Source organism: Candidatus Abyssobacteria bacterium SURF_5, from assembly GCA_003598085.1.
Taxonomy (GTDB): Bacteria; Abyssobacteria; SURF-5; order SURF-5; family SURF-5; genus SURF-5.
On record QZKU01000101.1, the window covers coordinates 1 to 21,496 of the forward strand.

At 53.9% G+C, this 21,496-nt stretch carries 14 protein-coding genes; 8 read left to right on the forward strand and 6 right to left on the reverse strand.

All coding sequences use genetic code 11. The features are described from left to right. The 4 genes from C4520_14365 to C4520_14380 form a co-directional block, all read left to right on the forward strand. Window positions 1-673 (forward strand): hypothetical protein (locus tag C4520_14365; protein ID RJP18434.1); only part of this gene is annotated, 673 nt, incomplete at its 5' end. Window positions 674-681: 8 nt separating this feature from the next. Next, a complete protein-coding gene (locus C4520_14370; protein RJP18435.1) occupies window positions 682-2,442 on the forward strand; it encodes a DUF262 domain-containing protein in 1,761 nt (586 codons plus the stop codon). Between the two features lie 39 nt (window positions 2,443-2,481). Continuing rightward, window positions 2,482-5,796: an ATP-binding protein gene (locus C4520_14375; protein ID RJP18436.1), complete on the forward strand. Its 3,315-nt coding sequence runs from the start codon at window positions 2,482-2,484 to the stop codon at window positions 5,794-5,796. 52 nt (window positions 5,797-5,848) lie between these two features. After that, window positions 5,849-6,715, forward strand: coding sequence for a hypothetical protein (locus C4520_14380; GenBank protein ID RJP18437.1), 867 nt, complete (start codon window positions 5,849-5,851; stop codon window positions 6,713-6,715). Window positions 6,716-7,595: 880 nt separating this feature from the next. Here C4520_14380 and C4520_14385 read toward each other — a convergent pair. After that, window positions 7,596-7,799, reverse strand: coding sequence for an addiction module toxin, HicA family (locus C4520_14385; GenBank protein RJP18438.1), 204 nt, complete (start codon window positions 7,797-7,799; stop codon window positions 7,596-7,598). Next, a complete protein-coding gene (locus tag C4520_14390; GenBank protein RJP18439.1) occupies window positions 7,792-8,016 on the reverse strand; it encodes a type II toxin-antitoxin system HicB family antitoxin in 225 nt (74 codons plus the stop codon). The genes C4520_14385 and C4520_14390 overlap by 8 nt, the downstream gene beginning before the upstream one ends. A gap of 109 nt (window positions 8,017-8,125) precedes the next feature. Here C4520_14390 and C4520_14395 point away from each other — a divergent pair, with 109 nt between their 5' ends. Continuing rightward, window positions 8,126-8,359, forward strand: coding sequence for a hypothetical protein (locus C4520_14395; GenBank protein ID RJP18440.1), 234 nt, complete (start codon window positions 8,126-8,128; stop codon window positions 8,357-8,359). Between the two features lie 365 nt (window positions 8,360-8,724). Here the strand turns inward: C4520_14395 and C4520_14400 are convergent, their stop codons facing one another. The 4 genes from C4520_14400 to C4520_14415 all read right to left on the reverse strand — a co-directional run bounded on the left by C4520_14400 (window position 8,725) and on the right by C4520_14415 (window position 14,439). Next, window positions 8,725-9,879 carry an acyl-CoA dehydrogenase gene (locus C4520_14400; protein ID RJP18441.1) on the reverse strand — a complete coding sequence of 385 codons (1,155 nt, stop codon included), beginning with the start codon at window positions 9,877-9,879 and terminating at the stop codon, window positions 8,725-8,727. Window positions 9,880-10,011: 132 nt separating this feature from the next. Further along, window positions 10,012-10,521 (reverse strand): gamma carbonic anhydrase family protein, encoded by a 510-nt coding sequence (locus tag C4520_14405; protein RJP18442.1) that lies wholly within the window; start codon window positions 10,519-10,521, stop codon window positions 10,012-10,014. A gap of 96 nt (window positions 10,522-10,617) precedes the next feature. Further along, a complete protein-coding gene (locus C4520_14410) occupies window positions 10,618-11,415 on the reverse strand; it encodes an SDR family oxidoreductase (GenBank protein ID RJP18443.1) in 798 nt (265 codons plus the stop codon). Window positions 11,416-11,916: 501 nt separating this feature from the next. After that, window positions 11,917-14,439, reverse strand: coding sequence for a hypothetical protein (locus tag C4520_14415; GenBank protein RJP18444.1), 2,523 nt, complete (start codon window positions 14,437-14,439; stop codon window positions 11,917-11,919). Between the two features lie 128 nt (window positions 14,440-14,567). Between C4520_14415 and C4520_14420 the strand changes: the two genes are divergently transcribed. The 3 genes from C4520_14420 to C4520_14430 all read left to right on the forward strand — a co-directional run bounded on the left by C4520_14420 (window position 14,568) and on the right by C4520_14430 (window position 21,214). Next, complete coding sequence (locus C4520_14420; protein RJP18445.1) at window positions 14,568-16,253, forward strand: hypothetical protein; 1,686 nt, start codon at window positions 14,568-14,570, stop codon at window positions 16,251-16,253. Window positions 16,254-16,452: 199 nt separating this feature from the next. After that, window positions 16,453-18,921, forward strand: coding sequence for a leucine--tRNA ligase (locus C4520_14425; protein RJP18446.1), 2,469 nt, complete (start codon window positions 16,453-16,455; stop codon window positions 18,919-18,921). Further along, window positions 18,908-21,214 carry a hypothetical protein gene (locus C4520_14430; GenBank protein ID RJP18447.1) on the forward strand — a complete coding sequence of 769 codons (2,307 nt, stop codon included), beginning with the start codon at window positions 18,908-18,910 and terminating at the stop codon, window positions 21,212-21,214. Before C4520_14425 ends, C4520_14430 begins: the two co-directional genes overlap by 14 nt. Window positions 21,215-21,496 lie beyond the last annotated feature (282 nt).

Below are 21,496 nucleotides of genomic sequence, written 5' to 3' on the forward strand. Positions count from 1 at the left end.
TGAGTTTCTTACCCATGTTAGGCGATTGGTTTTGGATTTTGTGGTTGGACGCGTTCTCTCGGGTGATGAAGACCAGGTTCCGGACGATTCTGCCGCCGATCGTCTTGATGAACCTACCTCATATTATTTGTTACACCGGCATGATTTCGGCTTTGAGGAAGCTCCTGCCGGTTCATGTATCCTTTATGCTGTTTCATGTGGCCTTTCGGACAGGGAACTTGCCGACACTTGGGATATTGTCAGCTTCACGAAAGGAAGCGCCGGAGAACAGAACGGCGAAGAAGGAATCGCTGAAGAAGCGGCCGATTATGAATGTGAAGAAGAAAACGGCGCATCCGGAAGCAAGGTAAAGCTCAAGAGTTGGGTTCAACGAAAGCGAAAATCGCTCGGGCTTGAATCTCCAAATGGAAAGCCTGTTCCCCTGATCGACCGCGTCCATTGCCTGATGCATCTCTGGAAAGCAGGCGATCTGCATAAAGTCGATGAATATCTTGATGATAACGCCTTGAGGAAGCAGGAGCTCTTCAAGCGCTTTGTGCAGGCGCTCATCGAATTATCTCCTCGCGGCAGTGAAGAGCGCTCGCTTCTGGAAAGTTTGAGCAATCATATGGGGGCAAAGGGCGCAACGAAAGACGACAGGCAGGGAAAACTGGGGCTTCGGGATGCAGAATAGGGGGAGGTATGCCGTTTCAGACACCGATAACGGTCAAAGAAGCTGTTGAATCAATCCATCAGAAGAAGTATCTGCTTCCCGCAATTCAGAGAGAGGTTGTTTGGGAGCCGGAACAAATTACGCGTTTGTTTGACTCATTGATGCGCGATTATCCTATTGGTTCTTTCCTCTTCTGGCATGTTGACAGACAACGTGTCGGCAACTACCAATTCTATGAATTCGTTCGCAAATATCACGAGCGAGATAATCCGCATAACCAAAAAGCCAACGTTGATGGGCAAAGTGACATTGTTGGGATTCTGGACGGCCAGCAACGTCTTACAGCCTTGTACATCGGACTGAAAGGTTCATATGCGTACAAGGAACCGCGCAAGAGATGGGATAATCCTCAAGCCTTTCCTGTCCGGAAATTGTACCTTGACCTACTCAACCCCAAAAAACAAGATGAACAGAGTGATGGCCTTTATAAATTTGCGTTTCTCACAGATGAAGAAGCGCGGCAGGCGGACACAAATGTTTTCTGGTTCAAGGTTGGGGAAATACTTAATCTTCACGAGCAGTTTGAAGTAAACAACTATCTGATCGATAACGCGCTGATGAATCGGGCGGACCAGGAGCAGGCAAAATTCGCCAATAGAACGCTCTTCAAATTATGGAACACCGTTCACGATAGCACAATAATCAATTATTTCCTTGAAAGAGACGAAAGCCTGGATAAAGTGCTGAATATTTTCATTCGGGTGAATAGCGGCGGTACCGTCCTGAGTTATTCTGATTTGCTTCTCTCGGTAGCTACAGCCCAATGGCAGAATAAGGACGCCAGAGAGGTAATCACCACGTTTGTCGATGAAATAAATAACACAGGAGACGGCTTTAATTTCGACAAGGACTTCGTCCTGAAAAGCAGTGTAGTGCTTACTGATACCAAAGACATCGCATTCAAAGTTGATAATTTTAATCGAGCGAACATGAGCAAGATTGAAAATGAATGGGAAGAGATCGAACGAGCGCTCCGAGCTGCTGTGACGCTGGTCTCCGGCTTCGGGTATAGTAGAGATACCCTCACTTCCAATTTTGCAGTCATTCCCATAGCCTATTACTTGAAGAAAATCGGTTGTCCCAGTAACTACGACACCGCCGAAAGATACGTCGAAGATCGTAAAGCGATTCGCCGTTGGCTAACCTTTTCTCTTGTGAAACGGGTATTTGGCGGTACGCCCGATTCTGTGCTCCGGCCAGTGCGGGAAGTTATCAAAGAGAATGGACAGGCTTTTCCTCTAAATCCAATCATCGAGAAATTCAAGGGGGCGCCGAAATCTATAGTATTCACAGAAGATGATATTGAGAATCTGCTCCAGCATAAGTACACCCAAAAGTACACGTTCTCGGTCCTTTCGTTGCTGTACCCTTCACTGGATTACAGAAACAAGTTTCATGTCGATCACATCCATCCGCGCAGTTCCTTTACACCTGCCCGTCTCTTGAGACAGGGGGTTCAGGATAAGGATGTAAGCTCTTGCCTGTCGAATTACGACATGGTCCCGAATCTGCAGTTCCTGGAAGGTGTGCCGAACCAGGAAAAAAGTAATACCCCGTTTGAAGAGTGGCTTGCTCAAACTTGTGGTTCTGCCGACACGAAAGCCTCTTTTATGAGTCGAAATTATATTCCCAACATGGATTTGTCTTTGGCCAAATTTCCGAGGTTTTTCGAAGCTCGCAGACTTCTCATGCATGAAAAACTGAAGAGCGTGCTGATTGATGGTAATTGATGTGCAAAACCCGCATCTGCAGAAGGAGATGAAAGACTCATGAACAAGTTGCCTTGGAAGCCGTGGCACAAGGTTGTGAAACTGCGAGACGATTTGAAGAGCGGAAAGCTGACGCTGAACATGTTTGCCGCGGACCTCTATGAAGTTTCAATGCAGCGCGGGAAGCAGCCTGTCTATGAGAATCCAGAGTCCTTCTTCGCGCTCACGTATCCCACATATAACCTTCGACAGTTGGTCCGTGACGTCGTGCATCGGCTTGACGCCAAAAATGATAAGGCTGTTCGGCAGTTGGAACTGACCTATGGGGGCGGCAAAACCCACACGCTGATCACGCTTCGTCATCTTGTGCACGATCCCGATTCATTGCCTAATCTTCCAGCGGTTCAGGAATTCGCTCAGGAATTCGGACAGAAGCCGCCGAAATGCCGCATAGCCAGCCTCTGTTTCGATAAGCTCGATGTCGAGAAAGGGATGGCCGTTCTCGATCCCTCAGGAAACAAGCGGACGCTGCAACAGCCGTGGAGCGTGCTGGCGTACCAGATTGCCGGCGATGCCGGACTCAAACTTCTGCACGCAAAGGGAAAGGCCGAAGAGCGCGACACTGCCCCTGCGGAAAATCTTCTTTCAGAACTGATCGAGATTCCCACGAAAGAAAACCTCGGCATGCTCATTTTGATTGACGAGGTGCTGATGTATGCCTGTGAGAAAGTTGCGCAAGACGGCGTATGGCGGACAATGCTGATTAATTTCTTTCAATACCTCACGCAGGCTGCGACTAAAGTCGATCGCTGCTGTATCGTTGCCTCTTTGCTGGCGACGGACCCCGCAAAAAGCGATAGTTTCGGCCGTCAGTTACTCGGAGACCTTTACGACATTTTCCGGCGCCAGCGAGAAGAAGCCGTCGAACCGGTGGTAAAGGAAGACGTAGCGGAAGTACTCTGTCGCAGATTCTTTACTCCCGAATCCGTAAAAGACCGTGGAGCATTTCGGCAACATGTTGTGGCGGCGCTGAAAGGGATTCAGGCGGTCGATGAACAAACGAGAAAGCAAGGCGCCGAAGCGGAAGATCGCTTCCTCAAAAGCTATCCATTCCATCCCGATCTTACTGATGTCTTCTATGGCAAATGGACGACCATGAATCGCTTTCAGAGAACTCGAGGGGTGCTAAGGACCTTCGCGCTTGCTCTTCGTGAAGCCGAAAAATGGGACACGAATCCTCTCATTGGGCCTGCCATTTTCCTCACGGCGCCGGATCGGGAAGGTTTATCGGAAGCCACCAGAGAGCTTGTTACGGTGGCCGATACCGAAGAGTCGGAAGGAAAGAAACAGGCCTGGACAGGCATTCTTGATGGAGAATTCTACAGAGCGCGGCAGATACAGGATGAATCAGGCGCTCTCAAAAACCGTGAAATCGAGCAAGCCGTCGTGACCACTTTCCTGCATTCTCAACCGCCTGGAAATTCCGCAAAGACCAGAGACCTGCTTGTGCTTTTGAGTTCTGCTCGTCCCGATAAAATCGAACTTGAGAAGGGACTCTCCAGGTGGGCTCAGGTCAGCCACTGGCTTGACGATTCGCATACGGGGGTGGCGGATGGTCAGTTGCCGACTACCTGGAAGATGGGAAACCGGCCAAACCTCACACAGATGCACACGGTTGCCGCCAGAAATATATCCGAAGACGACGTAAGGGCTCAACTGCTCGATGAGATAAGTAAGGTCAAACCTTTAAAGGATGGCGCATCGGCAGCCGGAGCGCTCGTGCACGTCCTCCCTCTGAAACCTAAAGATATAGCTGATGATGGGGCGTTTCATTATGCGATCCTTAATCCTTCAGCCGCTTCGGATTCCGGAAAACCCAGTGCGGAGGCGGTGAGATTTCTGGATGAGACAACGGGGCCGGACAAGCCTCGTGTTTACCGGAACGCCGTCATATTGCTGGTTCCCTCACGTGAAGGTGTAGATTTGGCGATGATGCGAGTCCGGGACAAGCTCGCATGGGAAATTGTGAGGGAGGAAATAAAGAAACAGCAAAAGGATGGCAACATCGATCCCGCCCGGGCGCATACATTGCAGATATATATAGACAAGGCAAGAGGCCGAGTGCCTGAGGCTATCAGGCAGGCGTACTGCATAGTGGTCACGGTGTCGGAGAAAAATGACGCACAGGCTTTCAAAATTACTGTTTCCGAAGATTTTCATTTCAGCATCATCAAGAACGATAAACGCTCAAGGATACAGGATACGCCGATAACCGCGGAAGCGATTCTGCCCACCGGTCCGTATAATCTTTGGCGTCAAGGCGAGACATCGCGCAGAGTGAAGGATTTATCAGGAGCGTTTGCCCAACTGCCGCATCTTCCGAAAATGCTGAAAACGGCCGCGATTCTCGAAACATTGGCGGCAGGATGCGAGCAGGGAACCTTCGTGCTCAGACTGACAAGGCCTGATCATTCATTCCGTACCTGGTGGATGTCACGACCCGATGAAAACGCCCTGAATGATCCGGCGCTTGAGCTTGTTCTTCCCGAGGCCGCGGAACTTGCCGATCTCCCTCCTGGCTTGCTGGCTCCGGGCAAGCTGCCGGAACTTTGGAAAAACGATGAAATCACGCTGAAGCAAGCCTTGGATTACTTCAACGGGCAGAACGTGGTACAGGTTGATAGAGGAGACTATCAGGAACCTCTTCAGATACCAAAAGCTGAGACTAAAATAGTGAGTGATGCGGTCGCTGCGGCTGTCGAAAAAGGAGACATCTGGTTGATTTCCGGACCGGCCAGCCTGCTTGCCGAAACAATTCCGGCAGGCGTGCTGCAGGAAAAGTCGATCCTCTGCAGGCCTCCAGACTCTGTGCTTCCCGCGGAAATCCTGCCCGGAATTCTGCCGGATGCCTGGAAGAACGATAAAACGACGGCTTTTTCCATTGCTACCTCTTTATCCATGCAGAGAGGAAAGACGCTTCCTTGGAAAACTGTGAAAGACGCCATCTCGGCTGCCCTACAAGCCCGTTTTATAGAGACTGACGAAAAGTCCGGCGATTGGCCGTGCGATTTTTCCGCCGCCAAATCTGCTAAGTTCAAGGTCATCTCCGACGGTGGAAGCGCCGAACGACCAAAGGGAGGATATTCACCGGGCACAAACAAACTATTCGCTTCAGCAGAATTGGAGCCCTCCCAAATTCAGGATCTGGGCGATATCATCCATGAAATCCTTGAAATCAAAGCCAAGAATAATTTTGAAATTAAATTCAACGTGCAAATCGAAATCGGTGACGGCAAACAAAAACCACCTCCAGAAGTAGCCGAAGAACTCAACAAGCTGCTCAAGAATGTAAAAGATGATTTTCAATTGCAGTAAGTATTTGATATATATTTTCAAAGATCACCTTGTGCAAGAATAGGAAAAAGGGATGAAGTATTTCAGCGAAAGAGAATATGGAGAACGGCCGCGGACTGAGGAAGAGATTCCACATGCTGTCTGGGGCGGCATCGTTGCGCTTGTTGAGGAATTAGTCACCAGAGGAGCATTCGGCCAGAGCTTTCCCGAAGAGTGCCCGGATGGTCAGGGTATAATCGGCACTAATGATAGGACTTTGTCTCTCTCAATTCAAGCAGAAATTCCCGGATTCAGTTTTCCATTGAATGCTGATGAAATTCCTGATAATTTAGCACTCTTCGACTTTTTGGAATTCTGTCATTACCATGTTGCCGAACCTATAGAAGGAGGTTACCATAGTTTCTATAGGCATACACATCTTTCCTTCACATCGGGTGGTCAAGAAAGATTTCGTGAAAGAATAAACCGGATTTTTAGACGGAACGGTCTAGCTTACGAGCTTCGTGAAGACGGACAGGTGGAACGATTGGCTCCCCCTGTCATTCAGGAAGCCCTCTCAGGAAGTATTTTCAAATCAGGAGATAGTAAACTAGATGAGTTGCTTGAAACTGCCCGGATCAAATTTCTAAATCCAAATCCTCAAATAAGGCGAGAGGCGCTAGAAAAGCTTTGGGACGCATGGGAGCGAATTAAAACGGTTGAACCTGGCAAAGGAAAGAGAGATTCTGCCTTAGTCATACTGAATAAAGCAGCGACAGAAACTAATTTCAGGGCGCTACTGGAAAAAGAAGCTCGCGAACTGACAGAGATAGGGAACCGTTTTCATATCAGACATTCAGAAAAGGATCAGGTACCTCTCGAATCAGATAATTATGTTGATTACCTCTTTCACCGATTGTTCGCTATGATAACTTTACTGTTGAGGAGGAAATCGAAATGAGCGGAAGAAGGAGGCGAGTGATAATACACCCAACCATCTGGAGCAACGGCAGCGGAACATATGGGATTGCAATTCCTGAACGTGATCTGTGCCACTTTCCACGTCGGTGGACGAAAGTCTCTGTAGAAATTAATGGAGTTGTAGGCCGCTATCCGGTACGTTCTGATCTCCAGGATAACTTTTGGACTACATGTTCAGAGCTTCGTGGAGGAGCAATAGGCCGATGGGTAAGAACGGAGGGTCTGACAACCTGGCCTCCCGGGAATCCTCCGACAGTGCGCCTAGAGCAAATTAGGGATAATCATTTCCGCTTGACCAGATAAACGATTTTCTTGAGGGCAGTCTTTCTTAAATTGGGGTCAATCTTTACTCTTGATGTTTTGACGCGATGTGTTATCTCGAAGGGGTTCCGGGTTCCAAGTTCCAGGTTCCAAGTTCCAAGTTCAAAGTCGAGCCCTCACCTTAGTCCTCTCCCTCAGGGCGAGGAAATGAAGAGAGATTCTTTCCCCGGATCATGTCCGGGGTCAGAATGACACGCGAGGGGCGCGTCAGGGAAAATGCAGGCAGGATGCCTGCGCTACCATGAAAGGACAGTTTCAAGTTCAAGGTTTCAGGTTCAAAGTTTCGGGTTGGAAGATAAGAGAGATTCTTCCCCCGCGAGACGCGGGGTCAGAATGACACGCGAGGGGCGGGATCACGCCAAGGCGTGACTTCGGGGAGCTCAGTGTAGGCGCTTACGCTCAACGTGAAGAGGAAGATTGAGATGACCACGCGAGACGCGTGGCAGGCATGGCGGGACGCCGCGTGTTCTGGATTCCTGGCGGCAGCGGGGGCGCGACCCGAACGCAGCCGGGACATCCAGGAATGACGGCGGGGTCATTTATTTGGCGGCTTGCTCTATCACGTCGAAAATGCGTTTGCTGATTTTCGGATGCAAAATCTTTCCCGCATGAAAGGGAATGATGATCCTTTTTCCGTCCTTCATGTAGATTCTGTGACTGCCGCGACTCCGGATTAACTGGAATCCAGCTTTGAGGAGGAGGGTTTCCGCTTCTTGGGGAGTCAGACGCGGCTGTTTAGGCAACCTTTACCTCGATGGCGGTGGTGAGAATTTCCCGGCTAAGGCGCTCGGTGCGTTCGTCTTCCGATAATGTTTCCAGATAAAGCTCGATGGCTTCTCTTATGTTGTCGAGAACTTCCTCTAGTGATTCTCCCTGTGAATGGCATCCCTCAAGCTCGGGACAGTATGCAAAAAGACCCTGTTCGTCTTTCTCGACCACGACACTCACTTTATATGGCATTTGGTTCTCCTTCTTGCCACCGTCCTGTCTGTAGTGCAATCGCCGACATTCGTCACGCGGGTATCACGCGACGCATCCACATCATATCATTGGGAATAAAGAAAATCAAATGGGCAGACTGGAGCCCAAAGGGGAAAGAGAAAGACCGGAGCCGGCAGTAACGGCAGTTCAAAGTTCCGGGTTCAAGGTTCAAGGTTCAAAGTCGAGCCGAAGCGGCGAGAGCAATGGAAAATCGAAAATCGACGATAGAGAGGAGGAGAAGTTCTTTTCAAGAGCCCTCACCTTAGTCCTCTCCCGATGGGAGAGGAGACGAAGAGAGATCCTTCGGCTGCGCTCAGGATGACCCCGCGAGCGGCGCGGTCAGGGAAAATGCAGGCAAGATGCCTGCGCTACCATGAAAGGACAGTTCCAAGTTCAAGGTTTCAGGTTCAAAGTTGAAAGTCGAGCCCTCACCTTAATCCTCTCCCGATGGGAGAGGAGACGAAGAGAGATTCTTCGCGCTCGCTCAGAATGACCCGCGGGGCGGACGTTTCCGATAAAGCAGAGGTTAGTGCATATTTTCGTGTCGTTTCGTGCGCTTTCGTGGCGAACAGTCTTCGTCATTCTTTGTGCCTTTGTGTCTTGGTGGTTCGATTACAGTCTTTCGGGCACGGTCCCGCGAGGCGCGGGATGCCCCTACATTGGCCGTTTCAAAGAGAGAGATTGTATCTACGGCATAGTGTCGCGGCCCTTCAGCAATTCATAGGCGATGTTGTTTCTCTGTATCTGGGCGGTGCCCCCGGCGATTGTCCAGCCGCGCGCGAATCTGACCAGCCACTCCATCGGATATTCCTTCGAGTAGCCGTATCCGCCGTATATCTCGAGCGCCCTGTTGGTCACCTCGACCGCCATCTCATTGGAGAACATTTTGGCGATGGCCGTCTCCAGACGCGACGGGAATCCGTCCTCGCCATTGATGAGGGCGCGATAGATGAGTAGCCGGGCCGCCTCGATCTTGACTTTCATCTCGGCGAGCATCCACTGGATGCCCTGGAACTTGCTGATCAGTTGGCCGAACTGCGCTCGCTCCTGCGAGTACTGCAACGCCTTCTCGTAGGCGCACCGGGCGGTCACCAGCGACATGGTCGAGTTACCGCACCGCTCGGCGTTAAACGCCATCATCATTTTCTGGAACCCGTTGCGCTCGATGAGCACGTTCTCGGCGGGAACGATGGCATCCTCCATGAAAAGCTGATTCTGATTGATGCCCGCCATATTCGGCTCGGACTTGCCGATGACAAAGCCCGGCGTGTCCCGGTCGATGATGATGGCGCCGATCCCTTCAATTCCCTCGATCTCGCCGAACCGGCAGTACACCGCAAACGCCGTTGCGGTCTCGGCATTGCTGATGAAGCTTTTCGTGCCGTTTACTACATAATGGTCGCCGTTGCGGACGGCGCGGGTTGTCAGATGAGTCGCCGCCGAGCCGGCCTCCGGCTCGGTGATCGAGATGGCCACATGCCCTTCTCCCCGGCAGACCGGCGGGATGTACTTCTGCTTCTGCCGCTCGGTCCCGTAACCCGCGATCGCCCTGATCGGGCCGAAGTTGGCGCCGAAGATGCTTTCGGCAAACAGCGGGTCGACCCTGCCGACTTCCTCCATAGCGATGATGGCGTCGACCGGGCTGCGCCCGCCGCCGCCGAACTCCTCCGGAAGGGTCATTCCGAACAGGCCCATGTCGCGCATTTTATCCAGCAAGTTTCGGGGGATCGGCTCTCTGCCCTTGTCGCGGAAGCTGAAGGCGACGGGACGGATGTCCCTTTCCGCGAAGGCGCGCACTGTCTTGCGGAGCATTTCCTGTTCTTCGTTCCACTTGAAATCCATTTTCCAGACCTCCTTGCTCTTGGTTCGCCGCCGTCCTGGCGCGCGTATCACAAGGCCACCGCTTTCCAGCGGGATATCAATTGTTGTCGACAAGCGCTGTCATCAACCCGTTTGTCTTTCCGAACTGATGGTTTACCCTCCCCTGTGCGAGCGGAATTTGCCATCATGATAATCTATCACGAGCTTCCTGTAAACATTACATGCGATTTCCGAATACTGCTTTTCTTCCTCTGTGGCCTCACGGATTCTCTTCGCCGGAACGCCCATTATCAGTGAACCGTTATCGAATGTCTGGTTGTAGGTTATCAGCGAGTGCGCGCCGACAACGCAGCGTTCGCCCAGAGCCACCCCCGACATCACTGTTGAATTCATGCCTATCATGGTCTTATCACCGATCCGGCACGACCTCAGAACGCATCCGTGTCCCACGGTCACGTGTGCTCCGACGACGACGGGCGCGCCGAGGTCGCTGTGAATGACGCAATTATCCTGAATATTGGAATCCTCGCCTATCAGCACCGCGCCCTCGTCTCCCCGGATTACGGCGCCGAACCAAATACTTGAGCCGGGCCCTATCTCGACGTCGCCCCAGATTTGAGCTCCCTCAGCCACAAAAACCGTCGGATGAATTCTGGGTTCCATTCTTGGTGTCTCCTCCCGGCTCCTTGCGACACGTTCTGCAGTGCGAATATGGATCTGCGATGCGTGATAAACGATGCGAACCCGGCATATTTCGGTTCAACTCTTCAGCGATTGTCCGCCGTCAACGACAATTGCTGTGCCGGTTATGAATTTTGCCTCATCCGACGCGAGGAACAGAGCGGCATATGCGACGTCCCATGCGTCACCCATGTGGTTCATCGGAACGGCCGTATTGCGCATGCGGATCAAATCGTCTCTATCCATTCCTGTCCGCTCCAGAATGGCCTCGATCGCCATTGGGGTATTGATGAAGCCGGGCATGATGCAGTTGCAGCGAACGCCCCGGTGTGCGTACTGCATTGCGATATCGCGCGTGAGGCCGTTGACGCCCGCCTTTGACGCGGTATATGCGACATACGGATACGGCGCGCAGCGGACCGCCGCCAGGGACGAGATGTTGACGATGGCGCCGCTTCCCTGTTTCTCCATGTAAGGAAGGACGTGCTTGCACGTAAGAAACATGCCCTTGAGATTAGTGCCGAAGACCTTGTCCCAGTCCTCTTCGCTTAACTCGACCGGGCCGCCTCCCTCGCCGATACCGACGTTGTTGTGGAGGATATCAATCCTGCCGTAGGTCTCGGCGCATGTGTCGGCCATGCGCTTGCAGTCGGCCGATTTGGTTATGTCGGCGCCGAATGCAAACGACTCGCCGCCATCGTCATCAATCATCTTCTTCGTTTCCATGGCCGACTCGAGCCGGTAATCCACCAGCATCACCTTTGCACCCTCGCGCGCGAAAAGGATTGCCGTTGCCCTGCCGTTGCCCATGGTCTCACCGGGTGTTGAACCCGCACCGACCACAATCGCGACCTTTCCTCTCAAGCGTTGACACATGATTGTTTCTCCTGGAAAAGCTGTGCCTGATTCAGAGTCACTTGTTCAACTCCCGCACGGTGGGTTTGCCCGATACAACGTCTTTCGGGCACGGTCCCGCGAAGCGCGGGATGCCCGTACGAGGGGCATTTTATCAGGTTTCAATAATCCATGTGAATCTGTGCGCTTCCGTGGCTTTGAATTAGTTCAACGTTCAAGGTTCAAAGTTCAAAGTTGGAAGAGAGAAGGGCAGATAACAGTCCACAGTCTTCCTGCGAAATGCGGGATGTAAGACTGACGGTTTCAAAGGGGGATCCTTCGGCTGCGCTCAGGATGACCCCGCGAGGCGCGGTCAGGGAAAATGCAGGCAAGATGCCTGCGCTACGTATTGAAGATGGTTCCAGGTTCCAGGTTTCGGGTTTCGAGTTGGCGGGTGTAGATGTTGCAATCGGGCGGGTTTGAAACCCGCCCCTACAGATTCGGTGACCAAGGACTGGTGTGTCCTATGTGCCGCTTTCCCGCTCAGAAACACTGGCTGGTGCGCGCGATTATTGAATCCTGCAAGCCTTTGGACAGATCAACAAAATAGGCGCTGTAGCCGGCCACGCGCACCAGAAGGTCCTGATATTTCTCCGGGTTTTTTTGCGCATCCAGGAGCTTCTCTCGGTCCACCACATTGAACTGAATATGGCTGATGCCGAGATCGCCCCACGACCGGATGTAATCCATGAAGACTTCTTTCATGTTGCCTTCGAGCGCCTGCGGCAGGAATTTCTGGTTCAACAAATGATTGTAGGTTTTCACGGTGCTGATCTTGGAAGCTGATTTCAGTACGGCCGTCGGCCCGTGCCGATCCATGCCGAAAACCGGCGCAAGCGTCGAGTCGGATAACGGTGTGCCGGCGCAACGCCCTTCCGGAGTCGCCGGAACGGTAGCGCCAGCGGCGTAAGTCGCCGAGATGCCGCTGCCATCGCCCCGACACGCGTACCCGAAGCGCGTCTTGGCTTTCGCCATCGCCTCGGCTGTCCGGTGGTGAATCTCCGCCGCGACCGCGTCGGCATAGTCGTCGTCGTTGCCGTACTTGGGCGCATGCGCCATCAATTGGCGCACTTGCTCATATCCTTTCCAGTTCGCGGCCATCGCCTCAAGAAGAGTCTTCATCGAGACCTTCCTGTCTTCAAAGACGTTTTTCTTTATCGCGGTAATCGCGTCCGCCACATTTGTCGGGCCGATGATGATGCACATGTGGGAGACCGGCGAAGGATAATCGAACTTCTTGCACTCTTTTCCCTGCTCGATGCAGCCTTCAAGAAGAGCGGAATAGAATGGCCGCGGCAGATACTTTTCGTGCAGTGCATGCGAGATGTTTTCGAGGGCGCAGAGGCGTCTGGCGAAAAACTCCACCTGTGTTATGTAAGCGCCGATCAAATCGTCGACCGATTTGAAGGTCAGCGGGTCCGGTGTCCGCGCGCCCACTTGGACGTCGTCCGACCATTGGCTCCTGCCCTGATTCAGGGCGTACCAGAGAGCAAGCGGCAGAACCAGTCCGCCGTAGGCCTTGCGGGAGACATTCTTGCCCGGTATCTCCAGATAGACGCAGCCGGTTATCGCATAGTCGTTCGCGTCTTTTTCCGGAACGTCCCACTGCGCAAGCAAGGGCAGTATCGCTTTATCATTAAAGAAAGAGGGATAGCCGATTCCCGTCTTGATTACGTCAACCGCCTTCGACAGAAGCGCGCGCGGCGTGTTCTCATGATACCGCAGCGCGATGGTCGGCTCGGGCGACCGCATCATTTGCGCGCATTCCAGAACGAGGTAGGTCATCTCGTTCGTGACGTCGTTGCCCTCATCATCCAGCCCGCCGAGAGTGATCGCCTGCAGGGAAGCCACGCCCCCGTAAATAGAGGATAACGTGGGCGAATAGATCAAGCCGAGCTCATGGAATTTCACCCAGAGAAGCTGCAGCAGCTCGAGCGCCTTCTCGCGCGTGATCTTCCCGCTCTTGAGATCATTCTCATAATAGGGGCCGAAAACCTTATCGAAGCGCACGCCGATGCCCAGAGTGGAGTATTCGATGTAACGAACCACATGAAGCAGGAAAAAGGACTGAAGGGCTTCATGCAGGGTCCGCGGCGGATATTCCGGAACTCGATCGCATATCTCCGCGATTTCCTCGAGGCGCGCCTTATGCTCCGCGTCGGCGGCCTGCGCCGCCTTCTTGCGAGCGAGGTCTCGATAGCGGTGAGCGTAGTTGATCACAGCCTCAAGGGCGATAACGACAGCCTGAAGGAAATCCTTTTGATCGACATAATCCAGCGGCACCGTGCGATCGATCTGCGCCAGCCTCGCCTGTGCTTCTTCGATAAGACCCCTGACGCCCACCCGAAAGACTTTTTCGTAATCCGGGATTCCCAGCTCCGACCAGTGAGACCACGTCGCGGCGCCGCTATCGGGAAGTCTCCATGCCCCCAGCACCTTGCCCGTGAACGTCCTCTGTTGGATATCGCTCATGGACTTGCCGTCCCAGTAGGCTATCAGTTCATCCAGCGTTTTTCGGCCGGCATCGTCCAGCAGGGTCCGGCCCTCTTCCTCGTTCACGATCCGCCTCACCGAGCGCCATGCCATGTCTATTCCGAAGTAGAGGCCGTGCGGGGTGGAAACATTATTCCCGACGATCCGCTCATGATCCTGAATATACAGTTCCATCCTGGAGAGAATCCGTTCGAGCGCCCTGGCGCGGCGGATGACCATGGGCCGGCCCTCGGTCTCTTTGTATGACTCTGTCAGGAGAACGGAGCGCTGCAAATCGATTTTGATCTCCGGGCGGTACATGCCCCTGTCTGCGTCCTCTTTCCTGCCGCCCTGTCGTATGTTGCGCACCGCTTTCTTGGTTATTTTCGACCTTATGTAGTCCGCGCTTAAGGCTGGAGACATGATAATCCTCCTTGGCTTTGCCTGCGACTTTGATGGAGGCGCCCTTATGAGCAGATTATACGCGGCTTTTGAATCGCATGCAAGCAGAGAAAGATATAAGAACACCTTCAACGGCAATTCCTCCGCGTTCGGCCATTTGACTCTTATTTGTATCGGAAGTAGAATTGTTTCTCATTGACAAACGTACCAAGCCGAGAAGAGACGAGAATGGATATTATGGATATCGAGGATGGATACTAATGACCGGACTCCGGAAGTTTTCAAGGAAAGAAGCGCTATCGATCATGGGTGCATCTACACTCTTGCCGTTCTTGTTGAGCGGACAGAGGCAGGCATCCGCCGCAGATTTCGAGGCTAAATCTCCCACGCATTTTGTGGATGATTATCTTCCCGGCGCCGATTCCCGTGTCGAACTCAAGAATGGAAGGTTTATCGATGTCTATAACGGACGCTATCTTGAGGCTGGAACCAGCATAATCATCGAAGGCGGGAAAATCGCCGAAATATGCAGCTCACAGAATTCTTCTGGCTCCGCCGGCGCCGCTTTCAGCATCGACCTGAAAGGCAGAACCGTGCTTCCGGCGCTTTTTAACACGCACTGTCATATCGGCATGACCTTTCCGTCGCGCGTGATGAGCTTCCAAGACTTGATGCTCACCCGGAAATATCACGAACGGCAGATAGCCTTGAACATGAGCGGATGCCTCGCCCACGGCATCACCAACATCCGGGACGCCTGGCTGCCGGACCTGCGACTGACGAGGTCGCTCAAGGAGAGGATTTCCCGCGGTACGATGCGAGGCCCGCGGATTCTGCAATCGGTGGTGGTCGGTCCGCCGGAAGGATACCTGACCGGACATGTGGGCTTCATCGACGGGTTCATGCAATTGCTCCTCAAATTTCCATTTGTCGATTATGAGGAACCCGAGGCCGGGGGCGTGCTGTTTCCGATTGATGCAAGCGAGCAGCAGGTCAGGGATGCCGTGAACAGGGCGGTGGACGAGCGCGGCGCCGAATGCATCAAGATTGGAGAGCAGCGCGAGAATATGATTGATTACCAGCCGACTTTGACGATCATGACAAGGCAACAACTGGCAGCCATCGCAGATCAGTCGCGCAAGAGGGGCCTGAAAAGTACGATGCATCATGTTTCCGTGGAATCGTTTCGCCGGGGAGTGGAATGCGGAGTATCCTCGCTTGCTCATGCTCCGTTTGATGACAAATTGACTGAGGCCGATATCCAAATGTTTAATGCATCGGACTGCTTTTTGGAGCCAACGGCGACCGTCGCATATGATTTATGCTGGAAAATCAAGGATGATCCGGTATCTGATCATCCTCAAATGGATTCGATAACTCGTTTCAGGGCCGCCAATCTTTCGGAGCTTGCCGACGAATATTGGGCGAACGGATTGAGCCGCAGCGTGAAAGAAGCCTCCGCCAGAATTGCGGAAGGAAAGCTCAAAAGCCTGGGCTTTTTCGATGTCACGGATTTCTACAAGTATTTTTCTCCCGTGATCGTGAACGGCGGTGAAAATGTGCGCATGCTGTATGAAAGCGGAGCCATTATGGCGGCTGGAAATGACGGCGGCGTTCCCATGGGCACTCCGGCCATGATTGGACATGAAATCAACATGCTGGATTTTACGTTGAACAACGATTCCGGTCAAAACAAATTTCACGGGGCCGACGCCGTCAGAATAGCCACCATCAACAGCGCACGCGCGCTGGGGCTGGAAGATAAATTCGGCTCGATCGAGGCAGGCAAGATTGCGGACCTCGCAATAGTCGACGGAGACCCTCTTGAAGACGTTCACGTAATCGGCGCGCGAGTCGCTGCCCTCTTCATGGACGGCAAGCTCACGATAAATAATTGCAACCTTGAAGTTGAAATTGGCGATCGACCACGTTCGCTGTCGCAGTGATATTCCCCCAGGAAGCGCCTGGACACCATTTCAATTTAATCCATTTGTTCGTCATGTGTTCCATTTAATTTCCGCAATTTCGCAAACGCACCAAGTTGATGATTTCTTGCTAAAAGAGCCGAAATATGGTACATTAAAGCCTTGTAAGGGTTTTTTTGTCAAAGATATAGAAAGAAAAGCAGGCGATCAAGATTTGCTGATGAACGACGAGTATAATTTCCGGGAAATCGAGCCGAAATGGCAGCGATATTGGCGGGAAAACAAGCTGTTCAAGATGGATGAAAGCTCGCCAAAGCCGCCGTTTTACTGTCTGATGATGTTCCCGTATCCGTCGGCCGAGCTGCACGTGGGCCATGGGCGCAATTACATCATCGGCGACGTTCTGGCGCGTTACAAGTTCATGAAGGGCTTCAATGTGCTGGCGCCGATGGGGTGGGACGCCTTCGGGCTTCCGGCCGAGAACGCCGCGATCAAGAGAAACATACATCCGGCGGTCAGCACGTGGGAAAACATCCGCCGCATGAAGAAACAGCTCACGAACTGGGGCGTCGAGTACGACTGGGACCGCGAGTTCGCCTCGTGCGAGCCGCTGTACTGCAAATGGACGCAGTGGCTGTTCCTCCAATTTTACAAGAAGGGGCTTGCATACAAGAAGAAGGCGGCGGTCAACTGGTGCCCATCGTGTGCGACCGTGCTGGCGAATGAGCAGGTGATCAACGGCGAGTGCGAGCGCTGCGGAACCGGCGTGACCACGCGCGACCTGGAGCAGTGGTTTTTCAAGATAACCGCGTATGCCGAGGAACTGCTCGACATGAGCCATCTCGGGAACTGGCCCGAGCGCGTCAAGACGATGCAGAGCAACTGGATCGGGAAAAGCCACGGCGTGACCATCCAGTTCAAGGTTGCGGAAACCGGCGAGCCTGTCCCCTGCTATACCACCCGGCCCGACACCGTCTTCGGCGTTACCTATCTGGTGCTCGCGCCCGAACATCCTCTCGTCGAGAAGCTGACGCGCGGCACTGCGATTGAGAAGGAAGTCAGCGATTTCGTCGAGCGCTGCCGCCGGCTCGACCGGATCAAGCGAACATCGGCCGAACTCGAAAAAGAGGGCATGTTCATCGGCAAGCATATCCTTAATCCGGCCAATGGCGAACGTGTTCCCCTGTGGATAGCGAATTACGCGCTGATGGAATACGGGACCGGCGCGGTCATGGCCGTTCCCGCTCACGACCAGCGCGACTTCGAGTTCGCAAAGAAGTACGGTTTGCCGATTCGCGTCGTGGTGCAAAAACCGGACGGCAGTCTCCATGAAGATACCATGACCGCCGCCTACGAAGATGAAGGCGTCATGGTCAACTCCGCCCAATTCAACGGCAGGCCGAGCGGCGAGACCATCGAGAAGATCGGCGTCTGGATGGAGGAAAAAGGCATCGGCACGCGCACTGTCAATTACCGCCTGCGCGACTGGCTGATCTCGCGACAGCGCTATTGGGGCGCGCCGATCCCGATTGTATATTGCGAGAAATGCGGAATGGTCCCCGTTCCCGAGGAGCAGTTGCCCGTCTATCTGCCGGAGGACGTCGAGTTCAGGCCGACCGGCGAATCTCCGCTCGCGCGCAGCGCCAAGTTCGTCAATACAACGTGTCCCGCCTGCGGCGGACCCGCCAGGCGCGAGACCGACACAATGGATACCTTCGTCGATTCGAGTTGGTATTACATGAGGTACCTCTCGCCGCACGACGAGCAGAAGGTTTTCGATTCGGCGCTGGTGAATAAATGGCTGCCGGTCGACCAGTACATCGGCGGCATCGAACACGCGATTCTGCACCTGATGTACTCGCGCTTCTTTACGAAAGTGATCCGCGATCTCGGACTGATCGATTTCCACGAGCCGTTCCACAACCTGTTCACGCAGGGCATGATCATCAAGGGCGGCGCGAAAATGTCGAAATCGAAGGGCAACGTCGTCGCGCCCGACCCGCTCATCGAAAAATACGGCGCCGACACGGTCCGCGTTTATACGCTGTTCATCGGCCCTCCGGACAAGGATGCCGAATGGAACGACCGCGCGGTCGAGGGCGCGTTCCGCTTCCTCAATAGAGTGTGGAGACTGATCGTTCCGCATGCGGGCCGCCTGCAGAACACAGACGGAGCGATCCCGAAGGACCTGAATGAAACCGAGCGCGACCTGAGGCGCATTGCTCACGCTACGACAAAAAAAGTGACCGAGGATATCGAGGAACGCTTCCATTTCAACACCGCCATCAGCGCGTTGATGGAACTGGTGAACGCGCTGTATTCGGCGGATCTCGAGCAGGTTCGGCCGGTCGTGCTGAAAGAGATTTTCGAAAAGCTGGTGGCGTTGCTGTATCCGATGGCGCCGCACATAAGCGAGGAACTGTGGTCGCGCCTCGGGCACACGCAGAGCCTGCTTCGCGAAGCGTGGCCCGCATTTGATTCCCGCGCCATCAAAGCGGAAGAAATGGTCGTCGTCATCCAGGTTAACGGCAAGGTGCGCAGCCGCGTCACCGTCTCTTCCGATTCGAGCGAAGAGGAGCTGAAAAAGGCCGCGCTGAATGATTCGAAAATCGTGGATTTTCTCGACGCAAAAACAGTCGAAAAGGTGATTGTTGTCCCCAGGAAACTGGTGAATATTGTCGCGAAATAGATCGGCACACAAAAGAGTTGCGGTTATTCTTCGGCCAAAGAGCATACGTTTGCTTGGAGCCGTCGCCCTCCTGCTCCTGATCGGTTTCCGCTCCGGGCATGCCGATGCCACGGTCGCGCCCGAATACGCTGCCGGCTACACGATAGGCGCGGGTAAAAATCCCCACGACATCTTAGCGACACGCGACGGCCGCTATGTTTATGTTGCGGGTTTCGGGGCGGATAATCTCGCCATTATCGATCTCGAGAAACAAAAAACCATTTCCACCGCTCCTGCCGGCGACGGCCCGATTGCGCTTGCCATTGCGAGTGATAACTCGTTCCTTGCAGTCGCGAATTTCTTTTCGAACGACGTGTGGTTTCTCGCGCCGCAAACGGATACCGTCGAATCGAAGATCGAAGTTGCAGAAGGTCCGATCGCGCTTGCCTTATCCGCCGACGACCGCACGCTGTACGTTGCGAATGTGACCGGGCGAAGCATCAGCGTCATTGATACTGCCTCGCGTCAAGCCGCGGCGGTTTTTCCTCTTGAAGACTATCCGCAAGGACTGGCAATATCGCCGGACGGCAAACGCCTCTTCGTATCCATGCGCGAGCGCGGCTCGATTCTCGAATTGAACGCATCGACCGGCGAAATCGTTCGCAGCCTGACTACCGGCGGCTATCCGCGCGGACTTGCGCTTTCACCCGATGGCTCGCTCCTGTTTGCGGCCGATTACGAAGCGGGCGGTTTGATCGTTGCCGATACGGCCGCCTTCGTCGTAGCGCGTGAGGTGAAAACGGGGGACGGAGCGGCTCGCGTCGCTGTCGCCCCTGAGGGCGAGAAGATTTTCGTCGTCAACTCAAAAGCGCGTAGCATCAGCATCATCAGGCTGCCGGATTTTTCCATTTCGACGGTTGCGCTCGATTCGCGTCCTGCGGCGATCAGCTATGTTCCCGAGCGCCAGACAGCTTTTGTTTCCTTGAGCGACGCGAACGAGGTTGTGGCTTTAACCGCCAAAACGTCCCCGCCCCCATCGGCCGCCGTTTTTGAAGAGCCGGTCCAGGCGCTTCAGCCGCAGACGGCTCTCGCAGCGGCCGTGCCTGCGCCTGAATTCGCTCCGATCCTTGAGGACTCGATTTCTCTTCCGCCTGTGGCAGAAAAAGCTTCCTCCGCGACAGTCACACCATTAAAGGAACCGGGGAAACCGTCGCTCGCGCCTGTGGCCGATAGTGCTCGAAAGGAGACGCGCCCGGTGTCAGTCAAGCCTCCGAGCGGGGCCGGCGAACCGGTACTCGAGCCGAGCAAATGGGTGCATTCGGGACGCGCCGGCGCGGAGCGCAGAGAAATCGCGCGGCTGGTGCCGCCACTGGATGAAAAGACGGAACTGGTGGAACAGAAGCGAGGCGCGCTCGGGATTGGCGCATCCGCAATATTTATTATCAATGAGGATAGCCGCGAAATTTCGATCGTGGATGGGCGCTCGCTTGAACGAGTCTCGAGCCTGGTGCTCAAAGACCGGCCCGAAGGAATCGCCGTGGACGCGAACGGAAATCTCCTCTATCTCACCGTTCGATACAGTGACATGCTTTATGCGGTCGACATCCAGACGGGAGAAGTCCGCTCAAAAGTTGCGGTTGGCTCATATCCACGCGGCGTGGCGGTTCATCCGGACGGGCGGACGGTATACGTGGCAAACGAAAACGACGGGACCATCTCGCTGGTGAGCATGCCGGCCGGCGAAGTGAGCGGGGACGTTAAGGTCGGCGAAAAACCGATGTGCCTCGCCATTTCACCCGACGGCAAAATGCTGTATTGCCTGAACGCGTTCTCGGGAACCGTCTCGATGATAGATACCGCCAAGCGTGAAATCGCATCCACAATCAAAGTGGGAAAGGCTCCCCGCTCGATAGCCGTCTCTCCCGACGGCCGCCTGTTTGTCAGCGACTCGATAGGCGATCAGGTGGTTGTTCTTCAGCCGGGAAAATTTGAAACGGCATCTGTTACGGTTGGAGATCGTCCCGAAGACGTTGCCGTCTCTCCCGACGGCCGCTTTCTGTTCTGCGCAAATTTCCTGTCAGAGACGATATCTGTTATAGATGCTAAAACTCTGTCGGTGGTTCGCGAAGTCCCGACAGGAAGCGGGCCGAGCGGGATCGCAGTCAGCCCGGACGGACACTACCTGTACGTTTCGAATCGGCTTGATAATACGGTGTCTGTAATGGACGCGCGGGATTGCGCTGTCCTTGAAACGGTTCCGATCGGCCAAGGGCCGACCCGGATGTTGGTCTTTGCAAGTCCCCACAAGAATTAAACTCCATGGCCAAGCAGACTGGAAATATATACTGCGCTCGTGGAGTCGCCTTCGCGGCCATTTTGACTTCCGGCGCTGCCGCAATCCTCTCGTTGTTCCTGCTTTCAACCGAAGCCTTCGCGTGGGGACCACGCGCCCACTCTCAGATCGCTGAATTCGCGCTTTCTTCGTTGTCGGCCAGACACAGCAGAACTCTGCTGCTCTATAAAGAGGACCTGCTCGAGGGAGTTTCCAACGGGGTCGCCAACCGGCATGCACCCGGCGCCGACACCGATCTTACCG